18 protein-coding genes are annotated in these 22,670 nt (G+C 51.6%); 1 reads left to right on the top strand and 17 read right to left on the bottom strand.

The features are described 5' to 3' along the window. Nucleotides 1-68: 68 nt before the first annotated feature. The 4 genes from ACESZP_RS07890 to ACESZP_RS07875 form a co-directional block, all read right to left on the bottom strand. The gene (locus tag ACESZP_RS07890; RefSeq protein WP_499708672.1) at nt 69-710 is read right to left on the bottom strand and encodes a TetR/AcrR family transcriptional regulator; all 642 of its coding nucleotides are present in this window, start codon (nt 708-710) and stop codon (nt 69-71) included. After that, nucleotides 679-3,729: an efflux RND transporter permease subunit gene (locus ACESZP_RS07885; RefSeq protein WP_499708670.1), complete on the bottom strand. Its 3,051-nt coding sequence runs from the start codon at nt 3,727-3,729 to the stop codon at nt 679-681. Before ACESZP_RS07885 ends, ACESZP_RS07890 begins: the two co-directional genes overlap by 32 nt. Further along, nucleotides 3,730-5,274 (bottom strand): efflux RND transporter periplasmic adaptor subunit, encoded by a 1,545-nt coding sequence (locus tag ACESZP_RS07880; RefSeq protein ID WP_499708668.1) that lies wholly within the window; start codon nt 5,272-5,274, stop codon nt 3,730-3,732. Between the two features lie 323 nt (nt 5,275-5,597). Next, nucleotides 5,598-5,807 carry a DUF1858 domain-containing protein gene (locus ACESZP_RS07875; RefSeq protein ID WP_178038371.1) on the bottom strand — a complete coding sequence of 70 codons (210 nt, stop codon included), beginning with the start codon at nt 5,805-5,807 and terminating at the stop codon, nt 5,598-5,600. Between the two features lie 280 nt (nt 5,808-6,087). On the opposite strand from ACESZP_RS07875, the gene fdxA reads away from it, so the two are divergent. After that, nucleotides 6,088-6,258, top strand: coding sequence for a 4Fe-4S ferredoxin (gene fdxA, locus ACESZP_RS07870; protein ID WP_158365078.1), 171 nt, complete (start codon nt 6,088-6,090; stop codon nt 6,256-6,258). Nucleotides 6,259-6,290: 32 nt separating this feature from the next. On the opposite strand, the gene ACESZP_RS07865 is transcribed toward fdxA, so the two are convergent. The 13 genes from ACESZP_RS07865 to ACESZP_RS07805 all read right to left on the bottom strand — a co-directional run bounded on the left by ACESZP_RS07865 (nt 6,291) and on the right by ACESZP_RS07805 (nt 22,661). Beyond that, nucleotides 6,291-6,884: a MerR family transcriptional regulator gene (locus ACESZP_RS07865; RefSeq protein WP_178038372.1), complete on the bottom strand. Its 594-nt coding sequence runs from the start codon at nt 6,882-6,884 to the stop codon at nt 6,291-6,293. A 114-nt stretch (nt 6,885-6,998) separates the two neighbouring features. Further along, the gene (locus ACESZP_RS07860; protein WP_499708665.1) at nt 6,999-8,555 is read right to left on the bottom strand and encodes an alanine/glycine:cation symporter family protein; all 1,557 of its coding nucleotides are present in this window, start codon (nt 8,553-8,555) and stop codon (nt 6,999-7,001) included. A 378-nt stretch (nt 8,556-8,933) separates the two neighbouring features. Further along, nucleotides 8,934-10,277, bottom strand: coding sequence for a replicative DNA helicase (gene dnaB / locus ACESZP_RS07855; RefSeq protein WP_178038374.1), 1,344 nt, complete (start codon nt 10,275-10,277; stop codon nt 8,934-8,936). Nucleotide 10,278: 1 nt separating this feature from the next. Beyond that, nucleotides 10,279-10,725, bottom strand: coding sequence for a 50S ribosomal protein L9 (gene rplI, locus ACESZP_RS07850; protein WP_178038375.1), 447 nt, complete (start codon nt 10,723-10,725; stop codon nt 10,279-10,281). Nucleotide 10,726: 1 nt separating this feature from the next. Then, the gene (locus ACESZP_RS07845) at nt 10,727-12,775 is read right to left on the bottom strand and encodes a GGDEF domain-containing protein (RefSeq protein ID WP_178038376.1); all 2,049 of its coding nucleotides are present in this window, start codon (nt 12,773-12,775) and stop codon (nt 10,727-10,729) included. 167 nt (nt 12,776-12,942) lie between these two features. Further along, complete coding sequence (gene araA, locus ACESZP_RS07840; protein WP_499708662.1) at nt 12,943-14,382, bottom strand: L-arabinose isomerase; 1,440 nt, start codon at nt 14,380-14,382, stop codon at nt 12,943-12,945. 54 nt (nt 14,383-14,436) lie between these two features. After that, nucleotides 14,437-15,561 carry a GntR family transcriptional regulator gene (locus tag ACESZP_RS07835; RefSeq protein WP_499708660.1) on the bottom strand — a complete coding sequence of 375 codons (1,125 nt, stop codon included), beginning with the start codon at nt 15,559-15,561 and terminating at the stop codon, nt 14,437-14,439. A 42-nt stretch (nt 15,562-15,603) separates the two neighbouring features. Then, a complete protein-coding gene (locus tag ACESZP_RS07830; protein WP_499708658.1) occupies nt 15,604-16,575 on the bottom strand; it encodes an ABC transporter permease in 972 nt (323 codons plus the stop codon). A gap of 10 nt (nt 16,576-16,585) precedes the next feature. Continuing rightward, nucleotides 16,586-18,085, bottom strand: coding sequence for a sugar ABC transporter ATP-binding protein (locus ACESZP_RS07825; RefSeq protein ID WP_499708656.1), 1,500 nt, complete (start codon nt 18,083-18,085; stop codon nt 16,586-16,588). Between the two features lie 18 nt (nt 18,086-18,103). Then, complete coding sequence (locus tag ACESZP_RS07820; RefSeq protein WP_178038381.1) at nt 18,104-19,051, bottom strand: ABC transporter permease subunit; 948 nt, start codon at nt 19,049-19,051, stop codon at nt 18,104-18,106. Nucleotides 19,052-19,132: 81 nt separating this feature from the next. After that, nucleotides 19,133-20,326, bottom strand: coding sequence for a sugar ABC transporter substrate-binding protein (locus ACESZP_RS07815; RefSeq protein WP_499708653.1), 1,194 nt, complete (start codon nt 20,324-20,326; stop codon nt 19,133-19,135). Next, on the bottom strand, nt 20,310-20,498 hold the full coding sequence (locus ACESZP_RS07810; RefSeq protein WP_499708651.1) for a hypothetical protein: 189 nt from the start codon (nt 20,496-20,498) through the stop codon (nt 20,310-20,312). Before ACESZP_RS07810 ends, ACESZP_RS07815 begins: the two co-directional genes overlap by 17 nt. 228 nt (nt 20,499-20,726) lie before the next feature. Then, complete coding sequence (locus tag ACESZP_RS07805; protein ID WP_499708649.1) at nt 20,727-22,661, bottom strand: SUV3 family DEAD/DEAH box RNA helicase; 1,935 nt, start codon at nt 22,659-22,661, stop codon at nt 20,727-20,729. Nucleotides 22,662-22,670 lie beyond the last annotated feature (9 nt).

Here is a 22,670-nt window from a genome sequence, read left to right as displayed (position 1 = left end):
TTCTATTATAGCAAAACGGTCCGTGACAGTAAAGCACAGACCGTTTTCTTTCTTCTATTATTTTGCCCTTATTTCACCGCCTGCAGGAAGCCCTCGCACAGATAACTTCCCATCTCCTCCGGGCAGAAATCCCCGGTCCGGTTTTCCTCTCCCAGATACATCACCAGAGAGGTCAGGCTGCCAAGCAGCATATACACCGCCGCCTGCTTCGGGAGCCCCTTCCGGATATAGCATTCCCGCATGCCGCAGTCACACAGCTTTCCCAGAATCATCATGGGCCCCATATCGCCGCACTGCTTGCTTTCCGCAAGCATGCTCTGCAGCTTCTTCATAATATCGTCCTTAGCCGCTCCCGGATGGGCCGACAGGAACAGAAACCTGGCAAATGCCCGCTGCTCCTGCACACACTCTGCCACCCAGTGAAAGCAATAGCAGATCTTTTCTTCAAAGCCCGGAATATTTTCCAGTCTTTCCCAGTTCTCCTCACCCTGGGTCCGGGCGTCGTAGATAATGGCTCCCGCAATGATTTCTTCTTTACAGCTGAAATAATCGTAGGCCGTTCCCTTACCGATACCGGCACGCTTCGTAATATCCGCCACGGTCAGGGCATTGACGTCCGCATTTTCATTCAGAAGCTCCAGGACTGCATCGTAGAGGGCCTTTACCTTGGGCTTCAGCTCAGGCATTGACTTCGTTTTCTGCAGTTCCATGCTTTCTAAGCCTCCATTTCCGCGGTTTTTTCGGCCCCTTTTCTTTTTTATTTCCGTAAGCCATCAGATAGAATACCGGCATTAACAAAAGAATCAGAATCGTAGAGGCAGTCAGACCGCCGATGATAATGATACCCATGCTCTGCATCATTTCCGTTCCGGTTCCCAGTCCCAGAGACATGGGAATCATGGAAATAACGGTAGTCAGCGTAGTAATCAGAATCGGCCGGAGTCTCGTCTTTCCGCTTTCAATCAGCGCGTCCTCCAGTCCCAGTCCTTCCTCATTCATCAGGGCATGGACACCGTCCACATACAGGATACCGTTATTTACCACGATACCCACCAGCATCATGATACCCATCATGGAAATCATAGTCAGCGACTGTCCGGACAGAAAGAGAAGTCCAAAGGAACCAATCAGGCTGAAGGGGATGCTCAGCATGACCATCAGGGAATACTTCGGAGATTCAAACTGCATGGCCATAACCAGGAATACCAGGAACACTGCTGCTGCAATCGCCTTGCCGATGGCCGTAAAGGTCTCTGTCATCATCTCGTCCATGGTGTCCTTGGTCTGTTCCACAGAATCCGGAAGCTTTGTATCTGCCACCAGCTTATCCAGCGCCGCGTCCACTGCGTCCGTATCCTCTGAGACACAGGAGGCGGTAATGGTGGTGGTGTATTTTCCGTCCTGTTTCATGACGGTCTGCTGGGAATCGGTATATTGAAGCGTCGCCATCTCAGACAGGGGTACGCCGCCGACGGAGGCGTCCAGAAGCGCGCTCGCCTTTGTGTAGGTGCCTTCCGGATACTCCAGCATGACACTGTATTCCTCGCCATTTGACGTAATGGTCATAGCCTCGGTTCCGCTGATCATACTGTAGAGCCCCCCTGCTGCCTGTATGGGCGTCATACCGTGGGCCATAGCGTCCAACGGATCAATTACCACCCGGATCTGGGTAGCGCCTTCACCGGCATCCGAGGATACGTTCAACACGCCCGGAATATTCCAGGCCTTTTCCTGAAGGGCAGAAACCGCTTCCTTCAGATCGTCCAGATTGGTTGAAGCCAGGGTTACGCTTCCGCCGCTTGACGTGAGCATCATGGTAGACATCTGGCTGCTGACGGTGATATCCAGCTGTACGCCGGTCATATCCTTCGTCTCCTCCAGCCACTCATCAGCCACCTCCTGGCTGGACATCTTCCGATCCTCCTTCAGATTAACGGAAATGGTTCCGGATCCCTTGGAGGAAGTCAGGGTATAGCTGTCCACATCCTCATGGGCCGCCACCATAGCCTCGATCTCCTGCATTTTTTTATCTACTTCTTCTGCTTTGGTACCGCTGCGGAAGGCAGCCGCCACGGAAATGGTTCCCTCGTCCATGGCCGGCATCAGCTCCACCTTCATCAGACTCACCAGACCGAAGGACATAACTAACAGCACCACCGCCACCAGAACGCTCAGCTTCTTCTTATGTAAGAGCTTCCGCTCCAGCCTGTCATATTTCTCCTTAACCTTATCCAGAAATCCGTTCAGCTTCAGTTCCTTTTTCTCCTGCGGCTTGAAGATACAGAAAAACAGGGGAACCAGAGTCAGTGCGGAAATCAGAGACGCCAGCATGGCGATGATAATCGTATAGCCCAGCTGTCCGAAGATCTGTCCGGTCAGTCCGGTCTGGATACACAGAGGCAGGTATACCACGACTGTGGTAATCGTAGAAGCCACGATAGAGCCTGCCACGCCTCTGGTACCGATTTCCGCAGCCTCCCGAAAGCCCGGCTTTTTATCCTTCGCCCGGAAACAGCTCTCCAGTACCACACTGGAACTGTCTACCATCATACCGATGGCAATCACCAACGCACCCAGCGTAATGATATTCAGTGAAAAGCCTGCCACGGCCATGACAATCACCGTCACCAACAGGGAGATGGGCATGGCGCTTCCTACAATCAGGCTGGCCTTCCCGTCGCCGAAGAAAATAAACAGCACCAGCATAGACAGGATGACACCCATGAGCAGCGTGCTTCCTACTGATTTTACAGCCAGAAGAATCATATCCGACGCGTCGTAGGAGGCTGTCGCCACCAGTCCCGGATGCTCCTTCTGCAGCCGCTCCATGGTCTTTCTGACGTCCCGCACTACTCCCAGGGTACTTGCGCTCTGGTTCTTGGTAACGCTGACCGTCAGGGTTTCCTCGCCATTATAACGGCTGATGCTGTCCGGATCCTTCTGGGACCACTGCACGTCCGCCACATCCGACAGGTGAATCATACTGCCGGTAGCGGTAAACAACGGAATCTCCCGCAGATCCTCTACCGTGGTCACATCCGCCGTGCTGATGGCGCTGATGGACTGCGTACCCTGCTCCAGGGAGCCGATGGGGACTGTAAAATCTGTGGTCGCGATAAACTGGGCGATGCTGCTCATAGTCAGGCCATACTGATTCATGGCCTCCTCGTCCAGCTTCACCTGGATATAATTCTCACGACCGCCGCTGACCTCCACGCTGGCCACCGAGCTTACCGCCTTCAGCTCCGGCACAATCTCATCATTGGCCAGGGAGAGAACGTCGCTGCCATCGGTGGTGCTTAAGGAATACATCATACTGGGCATGGAATTGATATCCATTTTCATAACGATGGGGCTCTGGCAGTCATCCGGCAGAGAACGCTCCACCGAATCCAGCGCCGCGCGCAGATCCAGATACGCGTCGTTGGTATCCACACTGTAATCATACTGCAGGAGAACCATGGAACTGTTCTCCTGGGAATAGGTGGTAACGGAATCCACACCGCTTAAGGCTCCCACCTTGCCTTCTATCTCAGAGCTTACCAGCTCCTCTACGGATTCCGGATCCGCTCCCGGATAAATGGTCATAACCATCATCACCGGCATATCCATATCCGGCATCAGCTCCAGTCTCAGGCCCAGAAGGGACGAGATACCGAATACTGCCAGCGCAAGGACAACCAGAAGGGTCGTGACCGGTCTTTTTAAGGAAAATTTTGTCAGACTCATTTATTCCGCATCCTCCGCCTCTGTTTTCACCACAACCTCTGCGCCGTCTCTAAGCTTGGAGGACCAGGTAGTTACGACCTGGCTTTCCCCGTTTAATCCGTCCGCCACAACCGCCTCGTTATCATTCATCAGGCCCACGGTAATCGGGGTTTTCACAAGCTTTCCGTCCTCCACACAATACACATAGGCGCTGCCTGCGGAGAAATAAATCGCGTCATAGGGAATCACCAGGCTGCTCTCTTCCCTCTGGGTGGTAGCATGCACCTTGACGGACACGCCGCTGGGCAGCTTATCTCCGGATCCGATGACAGAAGCTTTTACCTGGAAAAGACGGGTCTGCGGTCCTGCCATGGTTCCCACCTCCGTGATGGTTCCGGCAAAGGTTTCGCCATTTCGCTCTACCTCAATGGCGTCGCCCACCTGCAGCTCATTCTTGGCCTTCTCTGCCACATTGAAGGTAACAGTCATCGAATCCTTATTGGAAATGACATAGGCCGGGCTGCCCGCAGAAGCCATGGAATCCTTCTCTACGGAAATGGATTCGATCTGACCGGAAATGGGTGCCTTGACGGTGTACATATCCAGCTGATACTGGGCGGACTCCAGGGCTACATTGGCCTGGGCCAGCTGTGCGGAATAGGTGGCATCGGTCTGGGGATAGACCTCATTTTTGGTGATCTCATATGTTTTCTCTGTCGTTTTCAGATTGTCTTTCAGAGTCTCTTTTTGGCTCTTGGTGCTCTCCAGGGCGCTTTCCAGCTGGGATTTACCGGACTGGACCTGAGAGAGGCCGGACTGGGCGTCTGAAAGCTTTCCATCTGCAGTAGTCGCTGCTAATTTTGCTCGGGCTACTTCCAGCTCCTGAGCCTGAATCTCCACTTTCTTGGCCGCCTCTGCTGCTGTATCTACCGGAATATCGACATCATTTTCATCCTTTCCCGGATTCTGAATGGCTTTTAATTCCGCATTTAAGTTATCCAGCTTTACCTGTTCCTGGGCAAGTGCCTGGGTTGCCGCGTCTGCCTGGGCCTTGGCTCCGGTCACCGCCTGACTGAGCTGTGTTTCCTTATCACCCAACTCACTGATCTGGCTCTCCATATCCTTGATGCTGTCCCGCACCTTATCCAGGTTATCCTCCATGGTATCGATGCCCTGCTCGGTCTGATAATTCTGCAGATGCCTGGAACCACCTGTCGCCACGTTGACGCCGGCCTGGGCCTGGCTGTAGGTCGCCTTAGCGTTGTCCATCTGAAGCTGTGCCGCCTCGTCATCGATCTTGAACAGCACATCGCCTTCCTTTACCGTATCACCCACGGAATAATTCACCTGGGTCACGGTTCCGGATACCAGCGGCACCACATAGACCTGCTGCTCCGGGGAGACGCTTCCTATGTAATCAGTATCCAAAGTAACTTCCCCGCTCTGGGGCGTCTGTACTTCCACATTTACCTTTTCTGTTTCGGTCTTCTTGCTGCTGCCGCAGCCTACCATAGATACACTCATAGTCAGCACAAGACCCAGCGCCAGTACGCTCTTATTTTTCATGGTTTTCCTCCTCTTAATCGAATTTCCGACCGACCAGTCGGTCAGAATCTGGATTCATTATATGTCAGGCCGGGTTGTCACGTCAAGAAAAACGAAGGACCGATTTTCTTAAAAATTTGTAAAATAAATTCCCGGGAAATAGAATCCTGCTACGCAGGATTCTCCGCCTACGGCGGGTCGCCTAAGCGACATACTACCTCTCCGCCGCAGTGCGATAATGTTTTTTATGTAATAGGGGATTCCATCGGAATTTCCTATTACATAAGAAAAGACACTGTAACATCCGCTACAGTGTCTCATATTTCTTATATATCCGCCGACCCTTACGCCTGGCTTGCTTCCAGAAATGCGTTCAGTCTTGCTACCAGTGTATCCGGGTCAATGCCGTGAACCATAGCAGCCTCGCCCAGAGACTCCATCTGGTGTGCCGGACATCCTACGCAGTGCATACCCTCGCGCATCAGGATCCCTGCCATGTTCTCGTCTGTCTTCAGTACATCAGCAATCAGCATATCCTTATTTACCTGTGCCATTTGAATTTCCTCCTTATAATACTCAGTATCGTTACCGCCATGCGACGGTATTATTCATGTATAGCGGTACTATTATAATCGAATTCCGAGTATTTTGCAAGGATTTTTTTGTGTAATTTTCGATACAATGCCAAGTTTATAGATTTTTCACTTGTATATTCTACACATTTATTATAAAATACACCTGTACAAGGCTATCGCCTTTTGGCGATACTAACAACATATATCACCTGTGAACGGAGTTTCCGTCCTGCAGGATAATAAAAGGAGGATTTACATCATGGCTTATGTAATTGGTGACGACTGTCAGGATTGTGGCGCATGTGCAGCTGTCTGTCCGGCTGAGGCTATCAGCGAGGGAGACGGAAAGTACGTAATCGATGCAGACGCATGTCTGGATTGCGGTACTTGCGAGGCAGAGTGCCCGCACGGTGCTATCAGCGCAGAGTAATCTGACAAAGAGCAGAAACGAAGGGGACAGACCTACACGGCCTGTCCCTTTTTCTGTCCGAAAAAATTCCATTTTCGCTTTTCTTCTTTTGCAATAGCCGCCTTTTCCTTGCGGCTTTTCTGGGAATTACGGATGGTTTCATCCAGACGGCGGAAGCGCTCGTCCTCACGCTCCTCCTTCATGCGGAGCAGATAATCCATCTCCTTAATCACCTGGCCGCTGACCTGGGTGCTGATTTCACAGCCCATCTTTTCGGTGTGATCCTCCAGCGCCTCCGCAATCAGACGGCTCATAATGCACTGAAACTGCTGCATCCTCTCTTCTCTGGCCGTATCGCCGTCTGCGGATACCGGAATCCCGCTGGCCCGGGCCAGCAGACCCTCCAGCTTCACGTCCCCTTTTTCCAGCTCCGGAAGCAGCTGCTTAATCGCCTTCAGCTGCACCCCGCCATCCTTCAGTCCTTTAATATGCCGGAATAACCGGATATCTTCCTCTGTATAGTAACGGTGGCCCATCTCATTGCGCCCGATGGGAAGCCCCAGTTCCTCTTCCCAATATCGCAGCACATGCGCTTCCACGTCCACCAGCCTGGAAGCGTCGGAAATCATATAGCGTGTCTCGCTCATGGCTCTTCCTCCCCTGTCACTTTGCCGGTTTTCGTCCTATGGAAATGTAATATTTTTCCATATTCAACAGTATAACAGATTCAGAAGAAATTTCAACCATATTTTGGAAATTTTCTAGCCCTTTACGACAGAATCTGATGCTTCTCCATAGGCCTTCGCCGCAGCATCCGCGTCCTCACGCAGCTCCTCCTTTAACGCCTCCTCCTGCATTTTCTGAATCTCCGGGAACATGGAGAGCATAGGCTCCACATCCTTGCAGTGCAGATTTCGCGCCACATAATTCTTCGTACAGCGCATAACCACCGGCGACAGGGTGATAACGCCTATCAGGTTCGGAAGCATCATCAGGCCGTTAAAGGTATCGGAAATATCCCACGCCAGCTGTGCCTTCATCACAGAGCCCGCCAGAACAACAACTGCAAAGACCATCCGGTAAATCTTCGTCGCGCCGGTACCGATCAGATACTCGCAGGCGGTCGCGCCGTAATGGCTCCAGCCAAGCACTGTGGAGTAGGCAAACAGCAGAATCGCAACGGCCACAAAAGCGGAACCCAGAAAACCGAAATGATTGCCGAAGGCGTAGCTCACCAGAGCGCTGGACTCGATGGCCGCGGCCTCGCCGGTCAGCTGGCCTGTGGTCAGATCCAGCGCACCGGAGCTAAGAATCGTCAGCGCCGTCAGCGTACATACAATAATTGTATCCGCGAACACCTCAAAGATGCCCCACATACCCTGGCGCACCGGTTCCTTTACATTGGAGCTGGAATGTACCATAACCGAAGAACCAAGACCTGCCTCGTTGGAAAATACGCCTCGCTTCATACCCATTTTCATGGCCAGGGCGATACCGGAGCCGACGATGCCGCCGCCCACGGATTTCATAGCAAACGCGCCCTTAAAGATTGATACAAACACCGCCGGAATCGTGGAAATGTTCATACCGATGATCACCAGCGTACCCAGCAGATACAGCAGCACCATGAAGGGAACCACTTTCTCGGTAATTGCCGCGATTCGCTTCAGGCCACCGATTACTACCAGGGATACTGCCACGAAAAGGAAGATGCCGGTGGCCAGCTTTGGGATACCGAAGGCTGTATACACATTGCTGACCATGGAGTTGACCTGGCTCATGTTGCCGATACCGAAAGAAGCCAGCAGGCAAAAGCAGGAGAACAGAACCGCCAGGCCTGCACCCAGTTTCTTACAGCCCTTCCTTTCTCCCAGGCCGTCCTTCAGATAATACATGGCGCCGCCGGCCCATTCATCCTTGCTGTTTTTCCGCCGGTACAGGATACCCAGGACATTCTCGGAGTAGTTGGTCATCATGCCAAAGAACGCGATGAGCCACATCCAAAATACCGCGCCCGGTCCGCCGACCGCGATGGCTCCCGCCACACCGACGATATTGCCGGTACCGACCGTAGCCGCCAGTGCTGTACACAGGGACTGGAACTGGGAGATGCTGCGATCCTCCGTGTGCCTTGTGATATTCCGGTCGCTGAAAATGGATCCGATCGTATTCTTCAGCCAGTGCCCCAGATGGGACAGCTGGAAAAATCCAGTCATACTGGTCATCAGCACTCCCGTAAAGCCCAGCAGAATCAGTGCGGGCCAGCCCCATACCACATTATTGACTGCACTATTTACATTGGTAATCATTTCAATCATAGACTCTTCCTCCTCACGCGCGCTAATTTTCCGAAGTTCCACATACAGGAAAGACTCCTGCTCGGAAGGCCTTTTTATATAACAGGAATTTTTCGTTACATAAAAAACGGAGACAGCCTGTATCCGGCTGTCTCCGTTGACATTCCACTGTTTTACTTCCTACGCGATTTTCTATATCTTATCATAGAGGACGCAGGGGGTTCAAGTTACTTTTTCTGTATCTTCCGTGAATTCATCATCCAATTTGAAAATATTTTTGTTATAAATTATATTTCAAAAATATTTTTGTTTTTCTGTAAATATGCGTTCGCTCTGTACGGAATCGCAGTCTATTTTTCCTATATTTTAAGCCGGTACAGAATCTCCGGACTTACGCTCCTACATGGGCGGGCCCGGCTTGAAGTTCTTAAACGTAGTGTACTCGGGCATCCACAGCAGGTTAATGGTGCCGATGGGACCGTTTCTCTGCTTGGCCACGATGACCTCAGCCAGGTTCTTCATTTCCGTGTCCTTATTATAGTAGGAATCACGGTACAGGAACATAACCATATCGGCGTCCTGCTCGATGGCTCCCGACTCACGCAGGTCGGAAAGCATGGGCCGATGATCGGGACGCTGTTCCACGGCTCGGCTAAGCTGAGACAGAGCCACCACCGGCACGTTCAGCTCACGGGCCAGGCTCTTTAGTCCTCGGGAAATATCCGAAATCTCCTGCTGTCTGGAATCAGAGGAGCGTCCTCCGCCGGACATGAGCTGCAGGTAGTCGATCATGATAATTCCCAGCTTATTCTCCAGCTTGTACTTGCGGCACTTGCTACGAAGCTCTGCCAGGGTGATACCAGGCGTGTCGTCGATAATCAGATTGGAACGGGCTACGCCCTCGGCGCCTTCTACCAGGCGTTCCCAGTCTGTATCGGACAGATTACCGTTTCGGAGCTTCTGGGCGTCTACACCGGACTCCATGGAAAGAAGTCGGTTTACCAGCTGCTCCTTGGACATCTCCAGGCTGAAGATAGCGACAGTCTCGCCGCTTCGGAAGGCCATATACTGGGCGATATTCAGAACAAACGCCGTCTTTCCCATAGACGGACGGGCCGCGATCAGAATCAGGTCCGAGGGTTGGAAACCGGATGTCTGGTAGTCCAGATCCTTAAATCCGGTGGCGATACCGGTCACATTTCCCTTGGTGCGGGACGCGATCTCGATCTTCTCAATGGCATTCAGCACTACCTGCTTAATGGGCACGAAATCGCCCGCGTTCCGTCGCTGTACCAGGTCAAAGACCTTTTTCTCGGTCTGATCGAGCACATTTTCCAGAGGCTCGGTACCGGCGTAGCACAGGTTGTTGATCTCATCGTTCAGACGGATCAGTTTGCGCAGGGTGGATTTCTCTGCCACGATATTGGCGTAATATTTTACATTAGCCGAAGTGGGAACCCGCTCCAGAATTTCCCGGACGAATTCCATGCTGCTGACCTCCTCCGGCACATCCCGGGCCCGCAGCTCGTTCTGCAGGGTCACCAGATCCACCGGCTCGTCCCGGCTGAACAGATCCACCATAGCGTCAAAGACTACGCCATACTGCCGCTGGTAGAAATCCTCGCCGGCCAGTATCTCTGACGCCACCAGCACGGCCTCCCGATCCATAAGCATGGAACCGATGACCGACTGCTCCGCCTCGATACTGTGGGGCATCACTCGTTTGATGATTGCTTCTTCCATCTTATGCTTCTCTTACATTCACTTTCAGTTCAGAGGTTACCTTCGGGTGCAGCTTAATCGGAACCATGGTAGTCCCCAGCACCTTGATCGGGCTCGGAAGAACCATTTTCTTCTTATCCAGTTCGATGCCAAGCTGCGCCTTTGCCGCTTCCGCGATCTCCTTGGAGGATACGGAACCGAAGATCTTGCCGCCCTCGCCGGTCTTAATCGTTACGTTGACCTCCATCTCCTTCAGGCGCTCACCGAAAGCCTTAGCCTCCTCGTAAATCTCTTTCGCCACCTTCTCGTCATTGGCTTTCTTAAGCTTCAGGTCATTTAAATTCTTCGGAGTCGCCTCCAGTCCCAGCTTCTTCGCCAGAATGAAGTTTCTTGCGTAGCCGTCGTTTACATCTACTAACTGTCCCTTCTTACCCAGGGACTTTACATCTTCAATCAAAATTACTTTCATTTTAAAATTCTCCTTCCTCATGCAGCTTGTCAATGGTGTGCTTCACAATCTCCAGCGCTTCCTCCACGCCACAGTCCAGCTGGGCACCGGCCATATTCAGGTGGCCGCCGCCGCCCATCCGCTCTGCCAGAAGCTGCACATTCACCTCGTCGATAGAACGGGCGCTCACATAAGTCTTATGCTGATAGTCCGTCAGTACAACGGACGCTTTGACGCCATTGATGTCCAGCAGCTCATTGGCTGCCTGGGCGCCCACGATGGTGGGACTTTCCAGATTCTCATTGGGACAGATGGCGATAGCAAAGCCGTGGTATAGCTCCGCATGGCGCACCGCCTCGGCTCTGGCCTTGTATTCGGTCATGTCGTTCCGGAACATCTTGCGGACACGGGTCACATCCGCTCCGCACCGACGCAGAAACGCCGCAGCCTCGAAGGTCCGCACGCCTGTCTTGCTGGTGAAATTATTTGTGTCGATGATGATACCGCCGTAGAGACAGTCCGCCTCCACCGCCTTGATTTTCAATCCTTCGTCAAAATACTGCAGGATCTCCGCTACCATTTCACAAGCGGAAGACGCGTAGGGCTCGATATAGGAAAGCACCGCATTTTCAATCTGCTCGTTGGTCTGACGATGATGATCCAGCACTACGATGGTGGGCGTCCGGGTCAGAAGCTCCGGACACTCGGTATAGCTGGGCCGGTTCGTATCGACTACTACGAGAACCGTATTCCGGTCAATCATTTCGATGGCCTGCTCGCTGCTTAAGAACATATCCGGCTCGTAGACCGGGTTATCCTCGAAGCAGGATTTCATGGGACGGACGGAGGTGGTCACCTCATTCAGCACTACATAAGCCCGTTTCCCCAGCACCTTGGCCGCCCGGTAGATACCGATGGCCGCGCCGAAGGAATCTGCGTCAGTCTGGCGGTGTCCCATAACCATGACCTTATCGCGGCTCTCAATGAACTCACGCAGCGCGTGGGCTTTCACACGGGCCTTCACACGGGTGGTCTTCTCCACCTGCTGGGTCTTGCCGCCGAAATAGGAGATCTTCTCGCCCTCCCGGATAACAACCTGATCGCCGCCGCGGGCCAGCGCCAAATCAATAGCAATCCGTGCAAACTCGTAATTCTCCGCAAAGGTCTTGCCGGCACAGCCGAAGCCCATACTTAAGGTGACAGCCATTTCATTTCCGATATTGACCGTCTTCACATCCTGAAGAAGCTCAAACTTATTTTCCCGCATGACAGGCAGATCCTTCTCCTGAATGGCTACAAAGTACTTATCCTTCTCAATATTCTTTACGATACCGCCGAAGGATGAGATATACTTGTTGATCTTTCGATCTACCAGCGCCACCAGAAGAGACCGGCGGACTTCCTCTACAGTGTCCAGCGCCTCATCGTAATTGTCCAGGTAAATCAATCCGGCCACCAGCCGCTGCTCCTTGATCATACGGATGTACTTGTTCATCTCGGTCTCATCAAAGAGATACACCGCGATCAGGTAGCTGTCATCCTCCTCCACATCCACGAAGGTATTGTCCTCCATGATGTGATCGAGATACACTCTGCGCACGTCCGCACGGTAATCCCGTTCCTCCGCAGAAAACCGCACGGTCCGGGTATCCTCGAAATCATCCTCCGGAAGCAAATCTACGGTAAACTCCGGAAAGAAGTAGGTGATGGATTTCCGCAGATTCTTTTTTCCCTTCTCACTGGCCGCGAAAAACGCGCTGTTGGCCCACAGCACTTTTCCGTCCTCATCCAACAATGCGTAGGGAATCGCCAGCTCCTTCAAGAGCTTTCTCTGTATCTGCCCGTACTGGGTCGCGAAGGACACCAGCTCCCCGTAGATCTGCGCCCGGTTCTGCACATACAGCACCGTCACAATCACGATATACACCAGCACAAATACGCTCATGGCCACACCGGCTTTCACCGATATGGGATACATACAGAGATTCATCACCAGAAGCAGAATGCTCATCAGAATCGGCCACTGCACGTACCGTTTCAGGCGGCCTTTTAAATGAACCTTTCTTTTCATCTCATTTTCCTCTATACTTTTTTATTTTGTCTGCTTTCTAATGTTCCTATTATAGCACATCCGGGCGGTACTTTACAAGGATAGAGCGCAAATCAGAAACGCCGCCGAATCCTCCCGGATCCGGCGGCGTTTCCTGCAATATGGGTTCTAATCGTATTGCCTGTTATTTATTTCATGAAAAATTTCTGAAGATCTGCTTCTGTGGTGTCTTCACCAATGGTGACAAGCTCGGTGCCGGTCAGGCGGGCGAACATGGCAATGTCGTCTCTGGTCAGCGCGGTGGATACTACGGAGTGGTGAGCGCCGCCTGCGTAGCACCATGCTGCGGTACCGATGGCGAAGTTCGGTTTATGACGGTACATAATTCTGGCTACCGGCAGCTTCGGCATGGGCTTCGGCTGTTTTACAAGCTCGATGTCCGCGCAGATGATGCGGAAGCGGTCGCCCATGTCTACCATGGTTACCTGGATTCCGTCTCCGGTTACACCGTCAAAGATCAGTCTTGCGGGATCCTCTTTTCCGCCGATACCAAGCGGAAGCACGTCGATCTCCGGCTTTGTAGCAGCAAAGGCTACCGGAACCTCCAGCATATGGGAAGCCAGCTCCAGCTCCTGACCCTCGGTCAGGTCATAGGTGTAGTCCTCGATGAAACCGGTTGCTCCCTCGCGTCCCTCTGCCATCTGCATCAGAACTGCGGACAGAGCTGCAATCTTATAATCTCCCTCCGGTCCGAAGCCAACGCCCTTGCCCATCAGGTTCTGTGCCGCGATACCCGGAAGCTGCTTCAGGCCGTGCAGATCCTGGAAGGTGTCCGCAAATGCGCCGATGCCGTTCTCTTTCAGGAACTTCTCGAAGCCAACCTCGTATTTTGCCTGCTCGCGAACAGAATCAATACGGTCTGTCTCCATGGTATACTTATCCGTATACTCCTTCATCTTCGCGTCGATTTCTTCTTCTGTTACCTCATTGATGATGTCTACCACATCGCCCAGCGCATAGTAGTTGCACTCCCAGCCATATTTGATCTGGCTCTCTACACGATCGCCGTCGGTAACTGCCACATGTCTCATGTTATTTCCGAAGGAAGCTACCTTCAGGGACTTGGAGTAGTTGATAGCCTTTGCTACCTGCGCGAATCTCTTGATCTTCGCTACTACGTCGTCATGCTTATAGTATCCTGCAACCACCTCATGGGGAATACCCATTCTTGCTACGATGAAGCCAAACTCACGGTCGCCGTGTGCTGCCTGGTTCAGGTTCATGAAGTCCATATCGATGTCGTCATACGGAAGCTTCTCATTGGCCTGTGTGTGCAGGTGAAGCATGGGCTTTCTAAGCTCCTGCAGTCCCTTGATCCACATCTTGGCCGGGGAGAAGGTGTGCATCCAGGTAATGACGCCGATGCAGTCATCGTCACAGGACGCTTTACGCATATCCTCGATACAAATCTCAGAGGTCTCTACGGTGGGAAGTACTTCCACTGCCGCGATTCCTTCCAGCTTCTCATTCAGGAACTCTGCCATCTCACGGGCGTCTGCCGCTACCTGCTTCAGGCACTCTTCGCCGTACAGATCCTGAGAACCTACTACAAAATAAAGTTTTTTCATTTCTCTTTACCTCCTGAAATATTTACCAACTTTCATGTTCCCGCGCGTCAGGGTTTAATCCTGGCCGCGTATATCCCTGACCGAATTTCCGTCGTTAAACGTAACCGGGAAACGGTGAGAATAGTTTTTTTTCTGCCAGTCCGGATCCTCCATCATGCGGAGCAGATTCCGTGCTGTGACACGTCCCAGATTGTATTTGGGATGGACGACCGATAACACCTTCACATCCCCGCTCTGGGCCAGCTCCGCGTCATCGAAAGAAATCAGTGACATATCATCCGGTACCTTCAGACCTCTGTCCTCCAGGAATTCCATATAGTGCTCGGCCACCTCGTCGTTATAGAGAATCATTGCCGTGCAGTCCTTGGTTCTGCGGTACATCCGCATCAGCCCCTTCTTGCTCAGCTTCTCCTCCATATCCTTGGTGGAATACCAGCGAATCCAATCGTCGTCAAACTTTACGCCATAATCCGACAGGCACTCAATGAAACCCTTATAGCGTTCCATCCCCTGCATATCATCGTATTTGAAAATGCCTCCGATTCTCCGGTGGCCGTTCTGAATCAGAATTTTCGCTGCCTCGTAGCCCGCCCGGGCATCCGACATTTCCACACTGTCAAACTTCTGGTTCGGATAGTGATTATGGATGAACAGAGTCGGTATGTTTCTCTTTCGAATCTCATTGTAGAGACGGATATTCGGGTTTGGGAAGCTGGAACGCGTTCCCTCTATGATGAGCCCGGAAAGGTTGCTGGAGAGCAGTCCTTCCAGATACATAGCCTCATCATTCAAACGGTTTTTCGTCACCGCCACATCAATTTCATAACCCTTTTCCGTCATGACGGATTCAATTCCGTCGTATACTCTCGGGAACAGATAATCGGAAAAATAGCTCAGAATCAGTCCAACCCGCGGCTTTCCCTTATCCTCATTTTTATTTTCATAAGATACATAGGTTCCGCTTCCCTTGACGCGGACGATCAGACCGTCCTCCTCAAGCTGATTCAGCGCCGTCCGTACAGTCTGCCGGGAATACCCGAACTTTTTCTGCAGAATATTTTCCGAGGGAAATTTATCTTTATTTTTGATGACTCCACTCGTAATCAGCGTTCTGCACCAGTTATACAATTTCTGATATTTCAGCAGATCCTGGCTGTGTGCGCTTCCTTTTTTTGACATATCTGTCCCCCGCCTTTTGTCTCGTATTTCCGCCGTAATGATTTATTTGATAACCTGCAGAGACTGACGGTCCGCGAATACAGCCACGAATACCAGGAATACAACGCCCTGAATCAGCTGCATCATCTGTGTGGAGAAGCCCATCATGGTCAGTCCGCTGTTCAGCACAATGTAAAGCAGAGAACCTACAATAATATTCTCAAATCTTACCTTCGCGCCGCCGGAGATCGGCATGCCGCCCAGTACCAGCGCAATCAGGATCTGTGTCTCCAGCTGATTTCCGCCGGAAGAGGTTACAGAACCGACCTTGATAACGTTGATGAATGCGGCGAAACCGGTGATGGCGCCTGCCAGCACATAGATGAGAAACTTCATCTTATCTGTACGGATACCTGAGAACATAGCCGCCTTCTCGCCTGCTCCGATGGCCTTTAAATAGGTTCCGAACTTGGTGAAACGGAACAGTACAAAACCGATAACCAAAACCACTACGGTGCAGATAACCTTCAGCGCTGTGCTGTCATAGTTGATAAGCAGCGCGGAGCCGGTGACCGGCGCATTGGTGGTCAGGTACTTGATAAAGCCTCTGAACAGGAACATGGTACAAATCGTTACGATGAATGATTTAATTTTCCGGCATACATAGAAGTATCCGTTGATGGCCCCGATAGCCGCGCCTGCAGCAATACCGCCTACGATAGCCAGCGGGATGCTGATTTTGGACAGCATACATACTACGATGGATGCGATACCCAGGATAGAGCCCTGGGAGAAGTCCAGGCCGCCCATGGTCATGATAAAGAATACGCCTGTTGCCGCGATCATTGTAACATATACCTGAGAAAGTACAAGAGACATGTTATTCATCATTCTGAAGTTGGTCAGAACGTTGAATACCAGGAATACTACAATCAGTCCTGCGATCGGCAGAAGGGCGCGGATCATCGACATCTTTGATAATTTTTTGAGCTGCTGCTCTTTCTGTTCTGTATTTGTCTTTACTTGATTCTCCATAACTGCCTCCTTATACCATCATCGTAATCAGACTGTTCTCATCCAGCTCCGGACTTCTCTCCAGCTCGCCGCTGAGCTTACCGTCCTTCATGATTATGATACGGTCGCACATACCAATCAGCTCCATCAGCTCCTCGGAAATCATGATGATAGATTTTCCGTTCTTTCTCATCTGGTTCATCAGCTGATAGATATCCTGTTTTACCTTAATATCAATTCCTCGTGTGGGGCTGTCCAGCACGACGATGTCGGAATCCTTTCCAATCCATCTGGCCAGTACAACTTTCTGCTTATTACCGCCGGACAGATCGGATACAAACTGGTCCACATTGACCATCTTGACGGACATCTGCTTCGCGAACTTGTTGGAGAACTCCTTCAGTTTCTTATCGCTGAGCATGTGGGTTTTACCAGCCAGCTCATCCAGCGAGGGCAGACAGATGTTGTCGCCGATGCTCTGATTCAGGACTACGGACTCATTGTCACGATCCTTGGAAGTATACGCGATACTGTGTTTAATTGCAGTCGGGATATCGTTGATCTCGGTTCCGTCCGCCAGAACTACCTTACCCGTTCTGTCATAGGAAGCGCCGAAGATGGCTTTTCCAATCTCATGCATACCGGACTCGGACAGTCCGCCGAAGCCCAGGATTTCACCCTTATGCAGGTCGAAGGATACATCCTCAATGAGTCCCGGAACCGTCACATCTTTTACGGAAAGAACTACTTCGTCGGATACCTTCTCGCCGTAGTCCGCACGGTAGTAATCTCCGGTTACCTCACGGCCTACCATCAGGCGCTTCAGGTCGTCCTCGGTCACATCCGCACTCTTTACGGTGTCAATGTATACACCGTCACGCAGGATGGTGATGGTATCGGATTTATCCAGAATCTCCGGAAGGTCATGGGAGATGAAGATAACGGTATTGCCGCTCTCACGGATACGGTTCATGTGCTTATACAGCTCCTCACGTCCTTCCTGGGAAAGAGCTGTGGTGGTTTCGTCGATGACTACGATCTTGGGATCAAAATAGGTTGCCTTTACAATCTCAACCAGCTTTCTGTCCTCGAAATTGTAATTATCAATGATATCAGAGGCCTTAATTCTGTCGAAACCGTATTTATGAAGAAGTTCGGTGGCCTCTTTGTTCATGGCATTTGTATTCTTGATTCCGAAGTGTACGAAACGGTCCTCATGGCCCAGGAAAATATTTTCCGCTACGGTCAGGCCGGACAGAGTTCCCAGCTCCTGTACGATGATGGATACGCCCTCTTCATTGGCTTCCACCTGGTTCTTCGGATGAATTTCTTTTCCATCCAGTACGAAGGTACCGCTGTCGATGCTGTAGATGCCGGTCAGCATGTTGGTCAGTGTGGATTTACCGGATCCGTTCTCACCAATCAGCGCGTGAACCTCGCCTTTATTTACATTAAATGATACATTCTGTACCGCCTTCGTAATACCGAAGGACTTGCAAAGATTTTTAACCTGTAATCTTACTTCACTCATTGCATTCTCCTCCTTGGATTACTTCACGATTTCGCCCTTGGTTACCTTGGTAGTCAGGGTGATGATAATCAGCAGTGCCAGACCGGTGATAACGTCCTGGATAGCAGTCGGTGCGCCCAGAGCGATAAAACCGAAGAAAATAATATTGATGACAAACTCACCAATGACAATGGCCTGCAGCGGCATACCGTATTTCTTAAACGCCAGACCGAAGAAGCAGCCCATGGTCGGTACGAAGTTACGGCTCATGGAAGCCATACCGGTAACGGCCACCATGGAAGAGCCATAGCTGATGGTCAGGATTGCCATGACGCCCAGGAACGCACCGCTCAGGATGAATGCCAGGACTTTGTATTTATTTACATCGATACCCATGTTCTTGGCAACGAACTCGTTGCTTCCGATGGCGTATGTATATGTTCCGATTTTGGTGTAGTTCAGGAAGATGTAAGCTACCACACAGGCCAGAACTGCCAGGATGATGTCGCCCGGCATCTGTCCGAACATTCGAAGGTTTGCCGGAAGGGTCTGCTCCACGCCGCCTGCGATATAGTTGGCGATGGACTCGTAAATCAGAGCCAGACCGGTGGTAACAATCATGGACGGGATACGGAGCTTTACATAAAAGATACCGTTCAGCACGCCTACGATAGCGCCGCAGATAATGCAGCCTGCAATCAGGCCCACATAACCCAGATTAAACTTTGTTGCAAATACGCATCCCACGATAGCGGAAAGCATGATGTTCGCTCCGATGGAGAAATCGAACATTCCCATTACCATTACGAAATAGAATCCAACCGCGCCCACGGTCGCAATCAGGCTGGCCTGAAAGTAGTTCAGCATGTTGGCTGCGGAACCGAAGTTATGCGGTGACAGTACTTTAAAGATACCCCAGGAAAGTACGACCAGACCCAACAGAATCAGATACCCCTTTGTACTTCCCGACAGCTTTTTAGAACCCATACTCTTTACCTCATTTTTTTGATAATAAGAGCCGGTATCGCCGCGCGACACCGGCTCCTACAAACTCTAAGCCCTTAGAATTTATTTGCCTGCACGAGCTGCTGCGTCCTCGATAGATACCTTAGCAGCTGCTTCCTTCAGTCCTGCCAGATCCAGCTCAGACATAGCTACAAGCTCTTCGTCTGTGTACGGAAGCTGGTCTACGAAGTACTGCTCGTATGCCTTGTAGTCATCTGCAGAGGATACATACAGGTACGGGAACGGAACGTCCTCAAACTTGCCTGCGAAATCTGTGTAGTTACCCTTGATTGCGTTGTAAACCATCATGAACGCGATAAGCGGGTCGCAGTAATGTCCGCCGGACTCACCAGCCATGGAACCGTTCTCAAGTCTCTCTCCCAGGTCCGGAAGGAAGTCTGTGGATACGATGTCGATGTCCTGAGTCTTGCCTGCACGCTCTACAGCTGCGATAGCGCCCTGAAGCGGGTCTCCGCCGCCGCCTGCCGGAATCAGTGCATCCAGGTTCGGGTCTGCTGCCATCAGAGCCTCTGCTGCCTTGGAACCGCCCTCAGAGGTTGTTCCTGCGTACTGCGGCTCAGACAGGGTAGCCTTGTCATCCGGGTTCGCCTCGTTCCATTTCTCAACGCCTGCTTTGTAGCCTTCCCATCTTCCAAGCCAGGTTGCATCTCCCTGCTCCCAGCCAATCAGACCGATGTTTCTGTCGCCCTTCTCAAGAAGGATGTTTACCAGTGCCTCGCCGTTGGCCGGCTCGTCCTCATGAACTGCGCCGATGTAGTAAGCGGAATCGGTAGCCATCTGATAGATGTCTGCGCTGTTGTCCTTGCTGATTACACGGAAGAACTGTGCCAGATATACTTTGTTATCGTTACAGGTCTTGATTGCGGATGTCATCTCTGTATCGGAAGAGTTGCAGATGATGATACCCTGGCAGCCTGCTGCTACCAACTGCTCTACAGAAGCTGTAACCTTCTCGGATACATGTCCCTGGTCAACATACTGTACCTGAACGCCCAGTGCCTTTGCTGCCTCGTCCAGAATCAGCTTACACTGGGAACCGAGTACGTCGGTAGAGGACCAGATGGAAACGCCGATCTTGATATCCTTGTTGTCTGTTGCTGCTGCCGGAGTCTCAGCTGCTGCTGAGCTGGAGCTGTCTGCTGTTGTGGTGTCCTTGGAACCGCCGCAGGCTGTCATTCCCAGAACCGTGGTCGCTGCCAGTGCTGTGGCAGTCACTTTTTTAAAAAGCTTGTTCATGTTTTTTCCTCCCTGTTTTGTTTTTTTCTTGGGTTATGTCCGTAACCTTGTTGATGTTTTTATTATATTCAGGCAGGAAATAACTTGCAATAAAATACAGCAAATTATTTTTACCAAGTTGTATTGTTTTAACCGTTTTATCTTGTTGTTTTTTAACATTCGTTCGCAACATATGGTTATATTAACCAATTTATTTCTCCAACTTCCTTGCTTAACCTCGTCATTTTGTTACTTTTCACCATTTCCCATCTATGTTTGTTGCATTTTTAACACTATTTATAGTACAACTTTATCTGTATTATAACCTGTATTAAATTTGTCTCTTCTTGTCTTTTTCTAAATACAATCTGTAATTTTTTTGCCTTTCTACCCAATTTACAGTACAAAAAAAGGAAGCGCCTCAGCGCTTCCCAAAGCAATCGTCGCACACCTGGAACGGTGATCCCAGCGGCAGCAGCCTGCCGCAGTATTTGCAGCGTGCGATATAATTCTGTTTGCCGCGGGTCAGGTAACTCATGATCCGCATCTCGGTCTTTTCCCGCTGCTTGGCCAGCCATTCCTCGTCCAGCTCCTTCTGCATGCGGCGGGAGAACTGATAGTACAAGTCCAGCTGTTTGTAATAGGTCTCGTACTGGGCGATGCCGCCCTTGCGGTCGCGGTAGAAAGCCGGTTTCTCCAGGGACACATCCGCCGTGTAGGTTCTGCAGTAATCCAGCCAGAGCATGACAACCCGGCGATCCTTGATATCGATAGGGCAGGTGATCATCTTGTATACAAGATGCTTGTTCTCAAAGCCGTCAATCTGGTTCTTGTAACGTTTCGCCTGCTCGTAGAGGTACAGGGCCTCGTCGATGTTCTCTTTGACGAAGGGCTCCGATGGAGTAACAGAGTACCAGATCTTCATCAGTTCATCCAGCGGCGCGTCAATATCCAGCAGCACCTGGGGGAAGCCTAAGTTCACCTGGGTCAGAGGCTCCTCCCCGGCCTCATAGAGGCTCCGGATAAATTCCAGCTCAGTCTCGCCCAGGGCGCTCACATAGCCTTTGTCGTAGATGCCGAAACGGCCCGCCCGGCCTGCGATCTGCTTGACCTCCGGAATCTTCAAAGGACGGCGGCTGACGCCATCGAACTTATCCGTCTGCATGAAGACGATTCGGCGCACCGGCAGGTTCAGGCCCATGCCGATGGCGTCCGTGGCTACGGCCACCTTTGTTTTTCCCTTATTGAACATCCGGGTCTGTCTCCGGCGGATCTCCGGCGGCAGGCTGCCGTAGATGACGCTGGACGCGATACCCGCTTCCTCCAGCCGTCCAGCCACATCCAAAACTGATTTCTTGGAAAATGCAATCAGGGCGTCGCCCTCCTGTACATCATCCGGGAAGGCAAAGGGCCTGTCCTCGCAAATCAGCTCGGTTTTGCGCTCATATCTTCGCACCTCAAAGGTATCGTCGCAAAGCTGAATCAGATGACAGATTACATGCTCCGCCGCCGGGCTCATGCAGATATGAATCTCCTCTGCCCGTAACCCTAAGATCGCTTTCGTCCAGGAATGCCCCCGATCCGTATCTGCCACCAGCTGTGCTTCGTCAATGACTGCAATGTCATAGTTTTCATCAAAATCGGCCATTTCGATGGTAGAAGCTGTCACTCTGCTATTCTCTTCCTCGATGCACTCCTGTCCGGTCCGCATGGTGCAGGGAATCCCAGCGCTGTGCATCTGCTCGTAGACCTCCAGAGCCAGCAGACGAAGGGGACCCAGGTAGGCTCCGTTCTGCGCCTTTTTCAACCGCTCCAGGGCCTGGAAGGTCTTGCCGCTGTTGGTGGGGCCGATATGCAGCACGAAATGTCGGGACAGTTCCCGCACCTCGGCGAACTCCATTTCAGGTCTGGCCGGGACCAGCTCCAGAATTTTATTTTTCACTTTATACTGTCGGAATTTCGGATACAGGGTGAACATGGGCTCCTGGCAGATGGCGCAGGGCATGGTCCGGCGCACCCAGGCCAGGAATTCTCCGTTCAGGCCTTCCTTCTGCTCGGCCAATAGCATACCCAGGTCCAGTTCCATAAGTCTCGGCAGCATTTCTTCATTCAGACTTTTGATCAGTTCTTCCTTATTTCTGCGGTAGGCGTAGGAAGCCGTGTTCTTCAGCTGACGGTGCAGCTCCTCCAGGGTGCGGATGTTGATCTGACCGGGGCGGGCGCTTCGGAGCGTCTTCCGAATCTTGGCGGTGCGCGCCTGCATACCTGCTTCTTTTACCGGCTTCTTGGGCTTTTTGCGCCCTGCCCGCTCGTATTGTTCTATATAAAACTGATTCAGTTTTTTCTTTTGAATCATGTAGTTTCC

It is taken from the genome of Candidatus Dorea massiliensis AP6, assembly GCF_964245105.1.
Lineage (GTDB): Bacteria > Bacillota > Clostridia > Lachnospirales > Lachnospiraceae > Laedolimicola > Laedolimicola intestinihominis.
The sequence above is the reverse complement of the archived record's forward strand: the minus strand, read 5'-3'. Positions and strand labels throughout refer to the sequence as shown.